The sequence below is a fragment of the Vogesella facilis genome, assembly GCF_042648525.1.
In the GTDB taxonomy this organism is placed as follows: Bacteria; Pseudomonadota; Gammaproteobacteria; order Burkholderiales; family Chromobacteriaceae; genus Vogesella; species Vogesella facilis.
Genome location: NZ_JBHRXN010000019.1, coordinates 1 through 16189 on the forward strand (window position 1 = coordinate 1; position 16189 = coordinate 16189).

14 protein-coding genes are annotated in these 16189 nt (G+C 67.2%); 5 read left to right on the top strand and 9 right to left on the bottom strand.

Annotation, left to right across the window (positions count from 1 at the left end):
• Positions 1–208: 208 nt before the first annotated feature.
• The 3 genes from ACFOLG_RS07755 to ACFOLG_RS07765 form a co-directional block, all read right to left on the bottom strand.
• Complete coding sequence (locus ACFOLG_RS07755; protein ID WP_386090378.1) at positions 209–1438, bottom strand: FAD-dependent monooxygenase; 1230 nt, start codon at positions 1436–1438, stop codon at positions 209–211.
• Between the two features lie 67 nt (positions 1439–1505).
• Positions 1506–2423 (bottom strand): LysR family transcriptional regulator, encoded by a 918-nt coding sequence (locus ACFOLG_RS07760; RefSeq protein ID WP_386090381.1) that lies wholly within the window; start codon positions 2421–2423, stop codon positions 1506–1508.
• A 44-nt stretch (positions 2424–2467) separates the two neighbouring features.
• Positions 2468–3946: an aminotransferase-like domain-containing protein gene (locus ACFOLG_RS07765; RefSeq protein WP_386090384.1), complete on the bottom strand. Its 1479-nt coding sequence runs from the start codon at positions 3944–3946 to the stop codon at positions 2468–2470.
• A 260-nt stretch (positions 3947–4206) separates the two neighbouring features.
• On the opposite strand from ACFOLG_RS07765, the gene ACFOLG_RS07770 reads away from it, so the two are divergent.
• Positions 4207–5424 carry a benzoate/H(+) symporter BenE family transporter gene (locus ACFOLG_RS07770; RefSeq protein ID WP_386090387.1) on the top strand — a complete coding sequence of 406 codons (1218 nt, stop codon included), beginning with the start codon at positions 4207–4209 and terminating at the stop codon, positions 5422–5424.
• Positions 5425–5550: 126 nt separating this feature from the next.
• Positions 5551–6939, top strand: a complete 1389-nt coding sequence (locus ACFOLG_RS07775; RefSeq protein ID WP_386090390.1) for an aminopeptidase P N-terminal domain-containing protein — start codon at positions 5551–5553, stop codon at positions 6937–6939.
• 165 nt (positions 6940–7104) lie between these two features.
• Here the strand turns inward: ACFOLG_RS07775 and ACFOLG_RS07780 are convergent, their stop codons facing one another.
• A complete protein-coding gene (locus ACFOLG_RS07780; protein ID WP_386090392.1) occupies positions 7105–7500 on the bottom strand; it encodes a ribonucleotide reductase subunit alpha in 396 nt (131 codons plus the stop codon).
• Between the two features lie 283 nt (positions 7501–7783).
• Between ACFOLG_RS07780 and ACFOLG_RS07785 the strand changes: the two genes are divergently transcribed.
• Positions 7784–8380: a CBS domain-containing protein gene (locus ACFOLG_RS07785; protein ID WP_386090395.1), complete on the top strand. Its 597-nt coding sequence runs from the start codon at positions 7784–7786 to the stop codon at positions 8378–8380.
• A gap of 781 nt (positions 8381–9161) precedes the next feature.
• Here the strand turns inward: ACFOLG_RS07785 and ACFOLG_RS07790 are convergent.
• Positions 9162–9626 carry an Lrp/AsnC family transcriptional regulator gene (locus tag ACFOLG_RS07790; protein WP_386090398.1) on the bottom strand — a complete coding sequence of 155 codons (465 nt, stop codon included), beginning with the start codon at positions 9624–9626 and terminating at the stop codon, positions 9162–9164.
• A gap of 137 nt (positions 9627–9763) precedes the next feature.
• On the opposite strand from ACFOLG_RS07790, the gene ACFOLG_RS07795 reads away from it, so the two are divergent.
• A complete protein-coding gene (locus ACFOLG_RS07795) occupies positions 9764–10675 on the top strand; it encodes a DMT family transporter (protein ID WP_386090401.1) in 912 nt (303 codons plus the stop codon).
• A gap of 76 nt (positions 10676–10751) precedes the next feature.
• Here the strand turns inward: ACFOLG_RS07795 and ACFOLG_RS07800 are convergent, their stop codons facing one another.
• From ACFOLG_RS07800 to ACFOLG_RS07815, 4 genes are all read right to left on the bottom strand, one after another.
• Complete coding sequence (locus ACFOLG_RS07800; protein ID WP_386090405.1) at positions 10752–11396, bottom strand: META and DUF4377 domain-containing protein; 645 nt, start codon at positions 11394–11396, stop codon at positions 10752–10754.
• 215 nt (positions 11397–11611) lie between these two features.
• A complete protein-coding gene (locus ACFOLG_RS07805; RefSeq protein WP_386090408.1) occupies positions 11612–12982 on the bottom strand; it encodes an NAD(P)(+) transhydrogenase (Re/Si-specific) subunit beta in 1371 nt (456 codons plus the stop codon).
• 12 nt (positions 12983–12994) lie between these two features.
• The gene (locus tag ACFOLG_RS07810) at positions 12995–13291 is read right to left on the bottom strand and encodes a proton-translocating transhydrogenase family protein (RefSeq protein ID WP_386090411.1); all 297 of its coding nucleotides are present in this window, start codon (positions 13289–13291) and stop codon (positions 12995–12997) included.
• Positions 13284–14441, bottom strand: coding sequence for a Re/Si-specific NAD(P)(+) transhydrogenase subunit alpha (locus tag ACFOLG_RS07815; RefSeq protein WP_386090414.1), 1158 nt, complete (start codon positions 14439–14441; stop codon positions 13284–13286). Before ACFOLG_RS07815 ends, ACFOLG_RS07810 begins: the two co-directional genes overlap by 8 nt.
• A gap of 964 nt (positions 14442–15405) precedes the next feature.
• Here ACFOLG_RS07815 and ACFOLG_RS07820 point away from each other — a divergent pair.
• Positions 15406–16173 (top strand): ABC transporter ATP-binding protein, encoded by a 768-nt coding sequence (locus tag ACFOLG_RS07820; RefSeq protein ID WP_386090417.1) that lies wholly within the window; start codon positions 15406–15408, stop codon positions 16171–16173.
• The last annotated feature ends 16 nt before the right edge of the window (positions 16174–16189 follow it).

Genomic DNA, 16189 nt, shown 5'->3' on the forward strand with positions numbered 1-16189 from the left:
ATCAAGCTGGGCTTTGTGCTTTGTGGCGTGCGCCCACCCGATGCGCAAGTGCCGTACCGGGCCGGAACCCAAGCCGCTGGCCTGGCCAGCACGACACCCGCTCCCATGCCCGTGCGGCCAACGTTGGCCGCAGGCCGGCCCTGGCCAGTGCACCGACAAGCAAAAAGCCCGCGCAAGCGGGCTTTGGTATTATTGCGGTCAACTGTCGTCAACGTGCGGCGAACAGCCGTAAAGGTGGCGACAACAGCTGTTCCGGCGTGAGCAACCCCAGCGCGTAGCGGATCACTTCCTTTTTCAGCGGACCGCTGCGGTTGGCCAGTTTCAGCCCCAGGTTGCGGGCAAGCCGCAGTGGGGCGATGTCGTTGCTGAAGCCGTAGCAGAACAGGTCCATTAGCCGTTGCATGGCGTGGTTGGCCAGTTGGCGGCGGCGCTGGTAACGCTGCAGCACGCTCGGGCTGCCGATGTCCTCGCCCTGCCGTTGCGCCGCCAGCAGCACCTCGCACAGCGCCGCGACGTCCTGGAAGCCGAGGTTGACACCCTGGCCGGCCAGCGGGTGAATGGTGTGGGCGGCATCGCCGGCCAGCGCGATGCCGTGACGCACGTAGTCCTGCGCATGGCGGCGGATTAGCGGGAAGCTGCCACGCGCCACGATGTGGCTGATATCCGGCAGCGCGTCTGGGAATTCGGCACGGAAGGCGGCGATCAGCGCGTCATCGTCCAATTGCTGCAACTGCTGTACCAGCGCTGCCGGGCGGTACCACACCAGGGAGGCATAGTCGCCGGGCAGCGGCAGCAGCGATTGCGGCCCCTGCGGGGTGAAGCGCTGCCAGGTGATGTCGCGCGCACCGCCGCGGATGCCGACGGTGGCGACGAAGGCGTGCATCGGGTATTCGTGGCTGTTGAGGCCGATGGCAGCGGCCTCGCGCACCCGCGAGCGGGCGCCGTCGGCGCCGAGCAGCAGCCGGGCGGTGAAGCGGCGGCCGCTGTGCAGCGTGATTTGGCTGATGCCGTCGTGCCGCTGCAACGTGCTGATCTCGCCCGGGCAGATCAGTTCGATATTGTCATGCGCCGCCAGAGCAGCGCTGCAGCCCAGCTGCACGATGCGGTTTTCCACGATGTGGCCAAGGTTGGCCGCACCGATCTCGCTGGCGTCAAACAGCGTACCGTCTTCGCGGCGCTGTTCCCACACCTGCATGCGCTGGTACGGAGCCGTGCGCATGGCGCTGATGTGCGGCCAGGCACCGATGTCCTGCAGCAGGCGGATGGAAGCGGGGCTGAGGGCGGAGACGCGCAGATCCGGCGCGCTGGCGGGGTCGAATGGCGCCGGCGGGCTCTGCTCCAGCACCGCGATGCGCAGCCCGCTGCCACCCAGTCGGGCGGCGATGGCGCTGCCGACCATGCCGCCGCCGACGATGAAGATGTCCACGTGTTCCATCATGCTGCGCTCCCGTATTCGGCAAAGCGCTGACTGTAGCAGCGGCCGGCGGCCGCGGCCTTGGTCTGCGTCAAACGCTGGCCAGCGCGGTCTGCAGCCGTGGCACGATGAAGCTCATGAACGCCTGGTACTTGCGCGGCAGCGGCTGGTGGTAGGCAAACACCAGGAATACCGGCCAGCCGGCGGCGCGCCAGTCCGGCAGTACCTCGGCCAGCAGGCCTTTCTCCACCAGCGGCTGGCCCATATAGCTGGGCAGCAGGCCGACGCCGTGGCCTTCCTGCAGGATGTTGGACACCACCGCGTACTGATCGACGATGATGGCCGGACGCAGCTTGAGGTTCAGCGGCTGGTCGCGGTATTCCAGCCGCCACTCGCGGCCGTTGTCGTTGTAGTAGGCATTGCTGATCAGCCGGTGCTGGGGCAATTGCTCCGGAGCCTGCAGCTGGTCGTGCTGCGCCAGATAGGCGGGGGCGGCGTACAGCTTCTCCCACACCAAACCCACCGGGCGCGCCACCAGGCGATCGTCGTGCACATTGCGGGTGCGGAAGGTGAAATCCAGTCCCTCGCTGACCGGGTCGAGCACGCGGTTTTCCACCTGCAGTTCCACCTGCAGCTCCGGAAACTCGGCCACCAGCTCGCCCAGCAGCGGCCCCACCAGCTGCTGCGCCAGACCGGCGGAACAGCCGATGCGCAGCATGCCTTCCACCTTGTCCTTGCTCTCCTCGATGTCGGTGCGGATGCCGGCCAGCAGCAGGCGCAGCTTGGCGGCGTGCGCGGCCAGGCGCTGGCCGCTTTCGGTCAGCACCACGCGGCGGGTATTGCGCAGCACCAGCACGGTGCCCAGCTCCTGTTCCAGCTCTTTCACCAGCTGGCTGATCCGGCTCTTGGCGCAGCCCAGATCGTTGGCCGCCGCAGTAAAACTCAGGCAGCGGGCCAGGGCATCGAAGGCCAGCAGGGCGTCGGGTGGCAGGCTCTGGGCGGATTTCATGATGAGTGCTTGGTGTGGGACGGAATCGGGCAGTGTATCACCGCTTAAAGCGGCGGCAAGCTGGCTGCCGGTACATCTTTATCCTGCGACAGCTGCCGGCTCAGCAGCCGCCCCAGCGTGGCCAGCGCCGCATCCAGCGCCGGGGTGAATGGTTGGCCGCAACTGAGGCGCAGGCAGTGGCCGAAGCGCGGCTCGGCGGAAAACACCAGGCCCGGCGCGAAGCTGATGCCCGCGTGCAGCGCCTGCTGCAGCAGACGGGTGCTGTCGCTGCCTTCCGGGCACTCCACCCACAGCAGCATGCCGCCCTGCGGCTTGCGCACGCGGGTGCCCTTGGGAAAGTGGCGCAGCACCGCGTCGGCGGTGGCGTGCATCTGTGCGGCCAACTGCTGGCGGATGCGCTGGCTGCTGCGCTGGTAGTCGCCGCTTTCCAGCACCTCGGCCAGCACCGCCTGCAGCAGCGGCGACACCGCCAGCGTGCTGCTGGCCTGCAGCCGCGCCAGCGCCGCGTGGTGACGGCCGCCGGCGATCCAGCCCAGGCGGAACGACGGCGCGTAGCTCTTGGTGAACGACGAGCAGTAGATCACCTCGCCGTCGCGGTCCCAGGCCTTGATCGGCGTTGGGCGCTCGCTGCCGTAGTACAGGTCGCCGAACACGTCGTCCTCGATCAGGGTGAGGCCGTGGCGGCGCGCCAGCTGCAGCAGCGCGCGCTTGCCCTCGTCCGGCATCAGCCCGCCGGTGGGGTTCTGGAAGTTGGGCACGCACACCAGGCAGCGCACCGCCGGGCCATGACGCAGCGCGAATTCCAGCGCCGGCAGCGACAGGCCCTGATCCGGCGTGCACGGAATCTCCAGCGCCTTCAGCCCCAGCCCCTGCAGCGTCTGCAGCAGGCCGAAGTACACCGGCGTTTCCACCGCCACGGTATCGCCGGGGCGGGTGAGGTGGCGCAGCGCCAGGCTGATGCCCTCGGTGATGCCGTGGCAAGGCAGGATGCCGTCGGCGCTCAGCGCCATGCCGCGCTGCTGCGCCAGCTGCTGCAGCGCGGCGGTGAGGCGGCGCTGGGTGTTGCCCGGCAGATGCGCGCCGATCAGCTCCGGCTGCCGCGCCAGCGTCTGCTGCAGTCGCCGCGCCAGCTCGGCCGACGGGTACAGCGCCGGTGCCGCCTCGGCCATGTGCAGCTGCAGCGGGATGCGGTCGTCGGCCAGCAGCAGCAGGGTGGACATGCGGCTGTGCAGATCCACCAGCGCGGCGGCGGACGGCAACGGCAGGCTGGCGGCGGTGTGGCTCGCCGGCTGCGGGCTGGGCGGCCAGGCGGCGAAGAAGCCGGCACGCGGCCGCGCCTCCACCTGGTGCTGCTGTTCCAGCAGCCGGTAGGCGGCCAGTGCGGTGAGATTGTTGACGCCGTAGCGGGCGGCAAGCTGGCGCACTGCCGGCAGGCGGCTGCCGGGCGGGTAGTCGCCGTTTTCCAGCTGTGCGGCCAACTCTGCGGCGATCTGCTGGTAGCGGGGCAGGGGGGAGCTAGTCATCCTGCTGTTATATATAACAGGGCATAACAGCGCCAGCCTGTTATAGCCGGCTGTGGCAGGCGCACCACGCCGCTTACCCCTATGCTGGGAATCATTCGCCGCCTCTGCGGCCAACCTTCGAGCCGTTTAATGTCTGCTGCGCTGCGGCGATACTGCGTTGAAAACATCTGCAGAATGCGCGTTTACGCTGTGTAAATTCCGATTCTTCAGGCGTTTCCGCCTTGTCTCGCCGTTGCTCGCGAGCCATTAAACAGGCTCTTATGTGGCGCACCCCCACCATGCTCAAGCAGCTGCCTCCCTCTACCCTGATCGCCGGTGTACTCACCATTGCGGTGGGCTACACCGGCCCTTTTTTGATCATCGTGCACGCCGCGCAGCAGGCCGGCCTCAGCCCGGCGCAGCTGGCGTCGTGGATGTGGGCGGTGTCGTTCGGCTCCGGCATCGCCGGGCTGTGGCTGTCGTGGAAATGGCGCATGCCCATCATCACCGCCTGGTCCACCCCGGGCGCCGCCGTACTGCTGGCGGCACTGCCCACGGTCAGCTACCCGGAGGCGGTGGGCGGCTTTGTACTGGCCGGGCTGGCGGTATGGCTGATCGGCGTCACCGGCGCCTTCGACGCGCTGATGAAGCGCTTTCCGCCGGCGCTGGCCGCCGCGCTGCTGGCCGGCATCCTGTTCCGCTTCGTGGTGGAGCTGGTGCCGGCGATGCGTGAGCAGACCGCGCTGGTGCTGCCGATGGCGATCGCCTTCTTCCTTGGCCGCCGCTTGTGGCCGCGCTACGCGCTGATGGGCGCGCTGCTGCTGGGCTGCGGCCTGTTGCTGCTGCAGGGCGGCTTCGTGGCGGCGCCGTCGCTGGCAAGCACGGCCAGCGGTCCGCTGTGGACCACGCCGGCGTTCAGCCTGGCCGGTATCAGCAATATCGCGCTGCCGCTGGCGCTAGTGGCGCTCACCGGCCAGTTCCTGCCCGGCATGGCGGTGCTGAAGAACGACGGCTTCGACATCCCGGCGCGGGTGCCGGTGAGCGTGCTGGGCGGCGTGTCCACCCTGCTGGCGCCGTTCGGCTGCCACGGTGTGGTGCTGGCAGCGATCACCGCCGCGATGTGCACCGGGCCGGAGGCGCACCCGGAGCGCAACCAGCGCTGGAAGGCCGGTATGGTGGCCGCCGTGTGCTACCTGCTGGTGGCGCTGCTGGGCGGCGCGCTGGTGGCGCTGCTGCTGGTGCTGCCCAAGGCGCTGGTGATGGCGGCGGCGGCGCTGGCGCTGTTTGGCACCCTGGGTTCCTCGCTCACCGCCGCGCTGGCCGGCGATACCCACCGCGAGGCGGCGCTGCTCACCTTCGTGGTGGCGGCCTCCGGCGTCACCATCGCCGGCATCGGCGCGCCGCTGTGGGCGCTGCTGGCCGGGGTGGCCGCCGGGCTGATCCTGCGCTGGCAGCCCAAACTTGGCCGCAAGCTCAAGGCGGTTGCCGAGACACGCTGAGCGCCCGCTGCAACACAATCGCCACACCCCCGCCTCGTCCGCCCGGACCAGACGGGGGTTTTGCTATACAAGATGGGCGATTGTATACAAAAATGCGCACTTTCCCGCCCACCCGAGGAAGTCGCCATGTTCCAGCCCGACATCTACCTGCAACGCCGCCAGCGCCTGGCCGCGCTGCTGCCGGACAGCCTGCTGCTGTTGCTCGGCAACGTCGATTCGCCGATGAACTACCGCGACAACATCTTCCCCTTCGTGCAGGACAGCTCGTTCCGCTACTTCTTCGGCCTCAACGAGCCGGGGCTGGCCGGCGTTATCGACACCGCCAGCGGCGAGGCCACGCTGTTCGGCAATGACCCGGAGGTGGCCGACATCGTGTGGACCGGCGAGCTGCCGACGTTGGCCGAGCGTGCGGCGCGAGCCAAGGTTGGCCGCAGCCAGCCGTATGCCGCGCTGGCGGATGTGCTGGCGGCCGCGCAGGCCGCCGGTCGCGCCGTGCACTACCTGCAACCCTACCGCGGCGAAAGCGTGCTGGAGCTGGCGCGCCTGCTGCGCTGTGAGCCGGCTACCGCCCGCGCCGGCTACAGCGCCGCGCTGACCCGCGCCGTGGTGAGCCTGCGCGAAATCAAGGGCGAGGAAGAGATCGCCGAGATGGAAGCCGCGCTGCGCATCACCCGCGACATGCACCTGGCCGCCATGCGCGCGGCGAAGCCGGGGGTGGTGGAGCATGCGGTGGTGGGCGAGATGGAAGGCATCGTGCGCCGCCATGACCTGCAGCTGGCCTACCCCAGCATCTTTTCGCGCCGCGGCGAAGTGCTGCACAACCACCATCACGACCAGCTGCTGCAGGCCGGTGACCTGGTGGTGAACGACACCGGTGCCAACTCCGCCGCCGGCTACGCCAGCGACATCACCCGCACCATTCCGGTGGGCGGCAAGTTCAGCCCGCGCCAGCGCGAGCTGTACGACACCGTGCTGGCAATGCAGCAGGCGGCCATCGACGCGGTGCGCCCCGGCGTGCCGTATCTGGACATCCACAAGTTGGCCGCAAAGGTGATGGTGCAGCGCATGAGCGCGCTGGGCTTCTTCCACGGCGATGCCGACGAGATCGTCAACAGCGGCGCCTACGCCATCGCCTTCCCGCACGGCCTCGGGCACCAGATCGGCATGGACGTGCACGATATGGAAGGCCTGGGCGAGGATCTGGTGGGCTATGGCGACGGCAGCGAACGCAGCGCGCTGTTCGGCCTGGGCTACCTGCGCCTCGGCAAGCCGCTGAAGGCCGGCATGGTGATTACCGTGGAGCCGGGCATCTATTTCATCCCGGCGCTGATCGACGCCTGGCAGGCCGAAGGCCGCCACGCCGGGCTGATCGACTACGCCAGATTCAACCAATACCGCGACTTCGGCGGCATCCGCATCGAGGATGACGTGCTGGTCACCAGCACCGGCAGCCGCGTGCTGGGCGACCCCATCGCCCGTACTGCCGACGAGGTCGAGGCTGCGATGGCGGGCTGACATCCCGCCACCGGCTGCGGGCGCAGCCGGCTGTTTCATCGTCAATACTCCATCCTTGCGCCGCCCTTCGGGGCGGATTTTTTTTGCCCGCCGCCAGGGCGGCACAAGGCAACACGCCTGCGGCAGCGCAAGCTGGGCCGCAGGCGTTTGCAAGCAGGGCAGGAGCTACAGGAACTGCAGCAGCTCGCCGTGACGGTTGAACGCCAGGTAGCGGGCCACGTCGCCGCCGGTCTGGATGGTCTGCACCATGCGCTTGAGCGGCGCGTCGGCATCCTGGCTGCCGCTGTCGTCGATGGCGGCGACGAACACCACCTGCCAGCTGCTGTCCATGCTGTCGGCCTGGGCGGCCAGCGCGGCGAACTCGGCCAGCTCCAGCACCGACTTGTCCACGCACAGCACCGGCTGCAGGATGCCGCCCTCGCCGGCGGCAAAGCGCGCCGCTTCGGCCGGGCTGTGGTCGTCGTGCAGGCGACGGTTGCAGAAGGCGAACAGCAGGCGCTGCGGCGCGGGCTGGGCACGGGCGGCGGCCAGCAGGCTGGCAAAATCGGTGATCGGAAGCATGGCGGACTCCGCAGCAAAAAGCTCAGTCTAGGCGCGGCAGGGGCCGGTGCGCGATACGCCGGAAGGAGGAGCCGCAGCGGGCAAACGGTTGAGGCGGGTAAATTCGGTTACACGAAATGGCGGCAAGCCGCGCCGCCGCGTGCTTAGATGAAAAGACCGGGCATGCAAGGGGTGTCGCCGCAGCGCCCGGCCGTGTACCGGCCCGCCGCCCGGGCCGGCAAAAAGTAAAACACGGGAGCCGCCCGCAGCGCGGGCGCTACCCGCCGTACAGGAGCCCCGCATCATGGACTATCACGCCCTCCCCGGTATCAGCCTGCCGGCCAGCACCGATCTCATCCACGTCGAGCAGCGTCCGCAACGGCCGTTGTCGCTGAAAAGCCCGGCGATCGAGGTGCTGACCGACCTGCGCATCATCGACCCGATCAGCATCCACGACGACGCGGCGCTGGAAGAAGCACACGCGCGCATGGTCAACCACGGCATCCGCCTGCTGTTCGTCAGCAACAATGCCGGGGCGTTCACCGGCCTGCTCACCGCCAGCGATGTGCTGGGCGAGCGCCCGCTGCGCTGCATGCAGGGCAGCGGCAAGCAGCGCAAGGAGCTGCTGGTGGCGGACGTGATGACGCCGCGCAACCAGCTGGAGGCGCTGAACATGGGCGACGTGCTGCATGCCAGCGTCGGCCACATCGTCGCCACGCTGAAAGAGCAGGGCCGCCAGCATGCGCTGGTGGTGGAACGCAACAGCAGCAGCGGCCACCTGGAGGTGTGCGGGCTGTTTTCCACCTCCACCATCGCGCGGCGGCTGGGGATCTCGCTGAACTTCCTGCGCGTGCCGCGCGCCTTCTCCGAGATCGAGCACGCGCTGCTGCACGAGAGCTGAGCGTCAGCCTTTCCCGATAAACATGCGGCCAACCTTTGCGGGTTGGCCGCATTGTTTTCCCGGCTGCGCGGCGCTTATCCGACCGGGTCACGGCGGGTTGCGCAACGCTAGCATGCAGGTGGGGCCCGGCGCAGCACGTAGGTTGGGCTGAGCGTAGCGAAGCCCAACGTTTACCGCGCAAGGCGAAGGTTGGCCGCAAGCCATAACGGTTTGCGGCCAACGTGTTTTGGTCGTGTGGAATCCGCTGCGCGGATGATGATTAGGCGCCGGTTTCGCCCGGCGGACGAGGAAGGGGCCGACCGCCGGCCCCTTTGCAATCCCCGCCTCCCCGGCGGCTGCTCGAAACCCCGTGCAAAAAGGTACGCCCCAGGCGCCGCCGAACTCGTTCCTCGCGAACGGCTCGGGACTCAGACAAAGCGGCGGCTTAACACCTGGGGCGCACCATTTTGCCCGGCTCGCGCCAACGGGATTGGGGCGAGTCGGATCGGTTCAGCCGGCTCGTAGGGTGGGCAAAGCGCAGCGTGCCCACCAGTGTGATGTTGGCCGCAGCACGTAGGTTGGGTTGAGCGTAGCGAAGCCCAACGTTTACCGCGTCTGGCGTTGTATCCGCTGTGCGGATAGTTATCGGTTCACGCGGGTATGAACCGCTGGTTCAACCCGCCCTGCGAGCCTCTCCATTTCGCCTGGCTCGCGCCAACGGGGTTGGGGCACGGAGGTTCAGTGCCAGCAATTGAAAGGTTGGCCGCATCCTTTGTGCTGCGTTATGCGGTCAACCTCGGGCTCAGCCCTCGTCCTGCGGCACCGCGGTGCGGTATTTGCAGGTGTTGATCACCACCAGCGATTCGAACTCTCGCACGTGCGGGTTGTTCATCAGGTGGGCGCGGGCGAAGCGTTCGTAGTCGCCCATGTCGCGCACCAGCACGATCAGCACGAAATCCGGGCGGCCGGTGACGTTGTAGCACTCCATCACCTCCGGCGCCGCCTCCATCGCCGCCTTGAAGGCATCCACCAGCGGCGCCTGCGCGCGCTGCATCATCACGTTCACCACCAGCCGCAGGCTGCGGCCGAACAGTGCCGGATCCACCAGCGCCACCTCGCGCTGGATCAGGCCCTCGCTGCGCAGCCGCTTCAGGCGGCGGGTGACGGCGGTGGGCGACAGGCTCACCGCCTCGGCCAGCTGGTCGTGGGTCTGGCGCGCATCGTCTTGCAGCAGCGCCAGTAGTTTGCGGTCGTAAGCATCCAGCATGTCAGGATTCCTGCGTTGATTGGCCGCGAAAAGCAGCTTGGCTGCAGTTTGGCGCATGATAACGCAGCAAGCGGTAGCGGCGTGCTTTCTACACTGTGAGCATCGCATCGGGCCACGCCCGCTACCGGAGCCGCAGCATGAGCACCTTCACCCCCGCCCGCCGCCTGGCGGCCAACCTTTCCTCCAGCCTGGCCGCCAGCCGCTGGCTGCCGTACGCGCTGTTTGCCGGGCTGGTCACCATGTGGGCCTACAACTACGTGGTGATGAAGGTGACGCTGCAGGCCGCCACGCCGATCACCCACCTGATCATTCGCACCGCCATCGGCAGCCTGACGCTGTTCGGCGTGCTGCTGGCGCGCGGCCACGGCCTGCGCCCGCAGCGGCTGCGCGAGGTCTGCCAGGTGGGGCTGTCCAGCAACTTCCTGTACGGGCTGGCGGTAACGCTGGCGCTGGTGGCCGGCGCCGCCGGGCGCACCTCGGTGCTGGTGTTCACCATGCCGTTCTGGGTGGCGCTGCTGTCGCGCTGGCTGCTGGCCGAACCGTTCTCGCGCAATGCGCTGCGGGCGATGGCCGCCGGTTTTGCCGGGCTGATGCTGATCGTGGCGCCGTGGCAGTTGCACGGCGGCATGCTGCCGATGCTGTGCGCGGTGCTGGCCGGCCTGTTCTGGGCGCTGGGCTCGGTGCTGTCCAAGCGCGCCAGCCTGCGCGGGCAGCTGGACAGCCTGAACTTCTCCGGCTGGCAGGCGCTGGTGGCCTTGCTGCCGCTGCCGCTGCTGCTGCCGTTTGCCGACTTTGCCGGCATCCACTGGTCGCCGGCCTTCGTGCTGGGCATGGTGTACTCCGGCGTGTTCTCCAGCGCGGTGGGCTGGCTGGCCTGGCTATGGCTGCTGCGCCGCCTGCCGGCGTCCACCCTCAGCTTCAATGCGCTGGTGATCCCGGTGCTGGCGGTAGGCATGGCCGCCTACAGCCTGGGCGAATGGCCGCGCCCGGACGAGCTGCTCGGCATGCTGCTGATCGGTGCCGGCATCGTGCTGATCGCGCGGCGCTGATCCTACGCTGTCTTAAAAAAACAATGCGGCCAACCTTTGCAGGTTGGCCGCATTGTTTTGTGGGGGTGTACCGCGCTTACGATCGCACCAGTTCTTGTTCCAGCACCATGTCCAGCACCCAGCGTACTGACGGCGCATCGGCCGGCGGGTTGGCCACTTTCACTTCCTTGATGCGCAGGCGGTAGGCAATGCCCGGCTCGGGTTTGAAGCCTTCGATCTCGCCGTAGTGCAGCTGCCATGGCTGATTCTTGTCGTCGCGCACCTGCAGGCACATCATCCGTGCCACGCCGCTGCACGGCTGGCGCTCGGCGGCGACGTAGATCAGCCGCGTCGGCGCGGCGGACAGGTCTGCCTGCTGGCGCAGCACCAGTTGCTGCCCCGGCTGGCCCAGCAGCAGGCGGTCGCCGTCGCGCCGCACCGGCGGGCGGCTTTGCAGCAGCTGCGACAGCTCGCGCTCGCGCGCCATCGATACCGGGTCGCAGGCCATCATGGTGCTGGCCAGCTGGTCTACCACCAGCACGCCGTTTTCCACCCGCGCGGTGCCGAACAGGCGGTTGCAGCCGCCGTGCAGCGACAGGCGGCCGGCCTTCAGCTCCAGCTCCAGTGGCGGCTTGTCGTCGTTGTCGCCGCTTTGCCAGCGGCCGTCCGGTTGCGGGGTGGTGCTGGCGCAGGCGGCCAGCAGCGCGGTGGTGATCAACAGCGAGGTATGACGCAGACTCATGGGAATTCCTTGCAGGCGTCCCCCGGCAGGGGCGGGGGAAGGGGCGGCGCCCGGCGGCGCGCGCGGATGTTGCAAGGCTAGCGAGCCGCCGATGCCAGCGTCAATCGCAGCGTGATTAAGCTTTGTGAACGCGGTCACACATGGTCACGCCCGGCGCGGCGGCAAGAAAAACGGCCCCTTGCGGGGCCGTGGCGTTTGCTGCGTGGCGCGCGGGTCTAGTGCGCGCCGGCTTTCACCAGGTCCTCGACCACCTTCTTGGCGTCGCCGAACACCATCATGGTCTTGTCGAGGTAGAACAGCTCGTTGTCGAGGCCGGCGTAGCCGGCGTTCATCGAGCGTTTCACCACGATCACCGTGCGCGCCTTGTGCGCTTCCAGGATCGGCATGCCGTAGATCGGGCTGGCCTTGTCCTTCTGCGCCGCCGGGTTCACCACGTCGTTGGCGCCGATCACCAGCACCACGTCGGTGTTGGAGAAGTCGGAGTTGATCTCCTCCATCTCCTGCACCTGCTCGTACGGTACTTCCGCCTCGGCCAGCAGCACGTTCATGTGCCCCGGCATGCGGCCGGCCACCGGGTGGATGGCGTAGCGCACGTTGACGCCCTTCTCGTGCAGCAGCTCGGCGAACTCCTGCAGCGCATGCTGCGCGCGCGATACCGCCAGGCCGTAGCCGGGGACGATGATCACGGAGTCGGCATTGCCCATCAGGAAGGCGGCGTCGTCGGCGGAGCCGGACTTGTAGTTCTTCGGCCCGGAGGCGGCGGCACCGCCGGCGGCCACTTCGGCGCCGAAGCCGCCCAGCAGCACGCTGACGATGGAACGGTTCATCGCCTTGCACATGATGTAGGACAGGATGGCACCGGAGGAGCCGACGCAGGCGCCGCCGATGATCAGCACCGGGTTGTTCAGCGTGAAGCCGATACCCGCTGCCGCCCAGCCGGAGTAGCTGTTGAGCATCGACACCACCACCGGCATGTCGGCGCCGCCGATCGGGATGATCAGCGTCACGCCTAGTACCAGTGCGATGGCGACCATCGCCAGGAAGGCGGCGTGGCTGTCGCTGAAGAAGTACACCGCGCCAAAGCCGACCATGGCGATGGCCAGCAGCAGGTTCAGCAGGTGCTGGCCGCTGAAGTTCACCGCCTTGGCGCCGAACTTGCCGGACAGCTTGCCGTAGGCCACCACCGAGGCGGTGAAGGTGATGGCGCCGATGAAGGCGCCGATGAACAGCTCGATCTTCTGCACGCCGGTGTGCTCGACACCGCTGTGGAAGATGGCCGCCACCGCGATCAGCACTGCGGACAGGCCGACCAGCGAGTGCATCGCCGCCACCAGTTCCGGCATGCCGGTCATTTCCACGGTCTTGGCCTTGTAGGCGCCGATGGCGCCGCCGGCGGCGATGGCACCGGCGATCAGCGCCAGCACCGGTTTGTCCATGATCAGGAAGGTGGTGGCCACCGCGATCAGCATGCCCAGCATGCCGTAGCGGTTACCCTGGATTGCCGAGGTGGGCGAGGACAGCCCTTTCAGTGCCAGGATGAACAGCACCGCCGCGACCAGATACAGCACAGCAGAGAGGTTTTCCATCGATGGTGCTCCTTATTTTTTCTTCTTCTTGAACATGTCGAGCATGCGCTGGGTGACCAGGAAGCCGCCGAAGATGTTGATGCTGGCGAGGAAGATGCCGATGGCGCCCAGCACCGAGGTGAGGGTCAGCTGGCTGCCGCCGATGTCCACCACCTGCAGCATGGCGCCGACGATGATGATGCCGGAGATGGCATTGGTCACCGCCATCAGCGGGGTATGCAGCGCCGGGGTCACGTTCCACACCACGTGGTAGCCGACGAATACCGCCAGCACGAAGATGGTGAAGCTGGAGATGAACGGATCAACCATGAGTGGTCTCCTTCTTGGCTGCCGGGGCCACCTGGGCCGCGGGGAAGCGCACCTCGCCGGCGTGGGTCACCAGGGTGGCCGCCAGCAGGTCGTCTTCCAGATTCAGGGTGTAGCCTTCCTTGCTCAGCATCAGGCTCAGGAAGGTGAACAGGTTCTTGGCATACAAGCTGGAGGCGTCGGCCGCCACCATGCCCGGCAGGTTGCTGCTGCCCACCACGGTGACGCCGTTGTCGGTGGTGAACACCTCGCCGCTACGGGTCAGCGCGCAGTTGCCGCCGGCCTCCGCCGCGAGGTCGATGATCACGCTGCCCGGCTTCATCGCCGCCACGATGTCGGCGCTGAGCAGCGTCGGCGCCTTCTTGCCCGGAATCAGCGCGGTGGTGATGATGATGTCGGCCTGACGCGCGTGCTTGGCCACCAGCTCGGCCTGGCGACGCTTGTAGTCGTCGGACATTTCCTTGGCGTACACGCCGTTGTTGGCGGCCTGCTCTTCCGCGCTCATCGGCACCTCGATGAACTTGCCGCCCAGCGACTCCACCTGCTCCTTGGTGGCGGCGCGCACGTCGGTGGCTTCCACCACCGCGCCCAGGCGCTTCGCGGTGGCGATGGCCTGCAGCCCGGCGACACCGACGCCCATGATCAGCACCCGCGCCGGTTTCACCGTGCCGGCGGCGGTCATCAGCATCGGCATGAAGCGCGGGTAGTAGTGGGTGGCCAGCAGCACCGCGCGGTAGCCGGCGATGTTGTTCTGGCTGGACAGCACGTCCATGCTCTGCGCGCGGGTGGTGCGCGGCAGCAGCTCCATGGCGAAGGCGGACACCTTCTTCGCGGCCAGCGCCGGGAAGGTATCGTTGTGGTACGGCGCGAGCTGGCCGATCAGCACCGCGCCGTCCTTCAGCTCGGCGATGGCTTCGGCGGGCAGTGGCCGTACGGTAAGCACGATGTCGCCGTGGCGCAGCACCTCGGCGCGCGATGCGGCCAACGTTGCGCCGGCTTCCACATAGGCCGCATCCGGCACCGCGGCATGCCGCCCGGCCCCGGCCTCGACCACCACGGAGTGACCCATGGCGACGAGTTTCTTCACCGTTTCCGGTGTGGCGGCCACGCGGCTTTCACCTGCCAGCCGTTCGGTGGCAATAGCGATTTGCATGGTCTTCCTTTCTGCAAATGGTTCAAATGAAAAATTAAAAACTGCGGAGATAGCGAACGCCCGTGCGAGGCTTGATTTCGAACGAGCGTTTGAATTGGTAATTAAGCACGACTCTTGATTTGGCGCAACGCTTTTACAAAAACGCGACATCGATTCGATCGAAATACTGGCGCGGCCGTGCTGGGTTTGGTCTATGAATACTGTCTGACAGTTTTTTAAGCAAATGATTTAACGAAGTAATTTCAGAACTACGCGTTCTGCTTAGGGAACTGTTGTCAATTTTGTACGTTGCTGCAACGCAACATGGTGGTGATACCACAGCCTGCCGTGCTAAGGCGATGCGACCTAGGTCGCATGTCTATGCCATAGGCATCAATTGGCCGGTAATGGCCGATTCAGTAAACCTTTTACCCATCGGGCTGTAAACGAGGGCTTACGCTTAAGGGATTACCTTAGGGCCGCGCCCGCCAGCGCCGCCGGCAGCGGGCAAGCGCTGCGCCACGCACTGGCGACGAAACCGGAGGCCATCAGCATGACGATAGTCTGTTGCAGCCGGATGGCAAGCCGCCGCGGCGCTGCGCCTGACCTCGGCGCCATGCGGGGCGGCGGTGCGGGCAGCGCACGGCGGCCACTGGCGCCACTCCCAGCGCCGCGCCGGCGGCTGCGGCGCACTTGCGCAAAGGTGACATCGATGTATAGAAGCGGCCACAGCCGCGGCCCGGCCGTGGCGACCGTTTACAGACTATGCTGTTGATTTTGCATAGATAATGGCTGTTTGCACCGCTGTGCTGCGCTGCGGCAAAGGTTGGCCGCAGAGATTGTGGCGCGGCGCGAATGCTGAAATGATCGCCTCGCGCTCGTGCGGCTGGCGGCAGTCCGGCCCACCCTGGCTACGGGGGCGCTGTCGTCGGGCGGCATTCGGCTGCCGGCGTGCATCCAGCCGCAGCCGCACCAGGAGGTGACCATGTACAAACTAGTCGTAGACGACCTGCACAAGAAATACGGCGAGCACGAAGTGCTCAAGGGAGTATCGCTGAAGGCCCGTGCCGGCGACGTGATCAGCATCATCGGCTCGTCCGGCTCCGGCAAGAGTACCTTCCTGCGCTGCATCAACTTCCTGGAGCAGCCGTGCGCCGGCAGCATCACCCTGAACGACGAGCTGATCCGCACCCACCACGACAAGAAGGGCGCGCTGCGGGTCACCGACCACAAGCAGCTGCAGCAGATGCGCACCAAGCTGGCGATGGTGTTCCAGCACTTCAACCTGTGGGCACACATGACGGTGCTGGAAAACATCATCGAGGCGCCGATGCACGTGCTGGGCATAAGCCGCGACGAGGCGGTGGCGCGGGCGCGCAAATACCTGGCCAAGGTCGGCCTGCCGCCGGAGGTGGAAGGCAAATACCCGTCGCACATGTCCGGCGGCCAGCAGCAGCGGGTGGCCATTGCCCGCTCGCTGGCGATGGAGCCGGAGGTGATGCTGTTCGACGAACCGACCTCGGCGCTGGACCCGGAGCTGGTGGGCGAAGTACTGAAAGTGATGCAGACCCTGGCCGAAGAAGGCCGCACCATGCTGGTGGTCACCCACGAAATGGGCTTCGCCCGCGAGGTGTCCAACCACGTGGTGTTCCTGCACCAGGGCCGGGTGGAAGAGCAGGGCGACCCGAAAGTGGTGCTGCGCCAGCCCAAGAGCGAACGGCTGCAGCAGTTCCTGCAGGGCAGCCTGAAGTGAGCCACGGCTGGCTCGC

Excerpts from the sequence above, each read along its gene's own strand:
- ACFOLG_RS07765 (WP_386090384.1), bottom strand. The coding sequence starts at position 3,946 with ATGACTAGCTCCCCCCTGCCCCGCTACCAGCAGATCGCCGCAGAGTTG.
- ACFOLG_RS07755 (WP_386090378.1), bottom strand. The coding sequence starts at position 1,438 with ATGATGGAACACGTGGACATCTTCATCGTCGGCGGCGGCATGGTCGGC.
- ACFOLG_RS07820 (WP_386090417.1), top strand. The coding sequence starts at position 15,406 with ATGTACAAACTAGTCGTAGACGACCTGCACAAGAAATACGGCGAGCAC.
- ACFOLG_RS07770 (WP_386090387.1), top strand. The coding sequence starts at position 4,207 with ATGTGGCGCACCCCCACCATGCTCAAGCAGCTGCCTCCCTCTACCCTG.
- ACFOLG_RS07775 (WP_386090390.1), top strand. The coding sequence starts at position 5,551 with ATGTTCCAGCCCGACATCTACCTGCAACGCCGCCAGCGCCTGGCCGCG.
- ACFOLG_RS07760 (WP_386090381.1), bottom strand. The coding sequence starts at position 2,423 with ATGAAATCCGCCCAGAGCCTGCCACCCGACGCCCTGCTGGCCTTCGAT.
- ACFOLG_RS07805 (WP_386090408.1), bottom strand. The coding sequence starts at position 12,982 with ATGGAAAACCTCTCTGCTGTGCTGTATCTGGTCGCGGCGGTGCTGTTC.
- ACFOLG_RS07815 (WP_386090414.1), bottom strand. The coding sequence starts at position 14,441 with ATGCAAATCGCTATTGCCACCGAACGGCTGGCAGGTGAAAGCCGCGTG.
- ACFOLG_RS07785 (WP_386090395.1), top strand. The coding sequence starts at position 7,784 with ATGGACTATCACGCCCTCCCCGGTATCAGCCTGCCGGCCAGCACCGAT.
- ACFOLG_RS07795 (WP_386090401.1), top strand. The coding sequence starts at position 9,764 with ATGAGCACCTTCACCCCCGCCCGCCGCCTGGCGGCCAACCTTTCCTCC.
- ACFOLG_RS07780 (WP_386090392.1), bottom strand. The coding sequence starts at position 7,500 with ATGCTTCCGATCACCGATTTTGCCAGCCTGCTGGCCGCCGCCCGTGCC.
- ACFOLG_RS07790 (WP_386090398.1), bottom strand. The coding sequence starts at position 9,626 with ATGCTGGATGCTTACGACCGCAAACTACTGGCGCTGCTGCAAGACGAT.
- ACFOLG_RS07800 (WP_386090405.1), bottom strand. The coding sequence starts at position 11,396 with ATGAGTCTGCGTCATACCTCGCTGTTGATCACCACCGCGCTGCTGGCC.
- ACFOLG_RS07810 (WP_386090411.1), bottom strand. The coding sequence starts at position 13,291 with ATGGTTGATCCGTTCATCTCCAGCTTCACCATCTTCGTGCTGGCGGTA.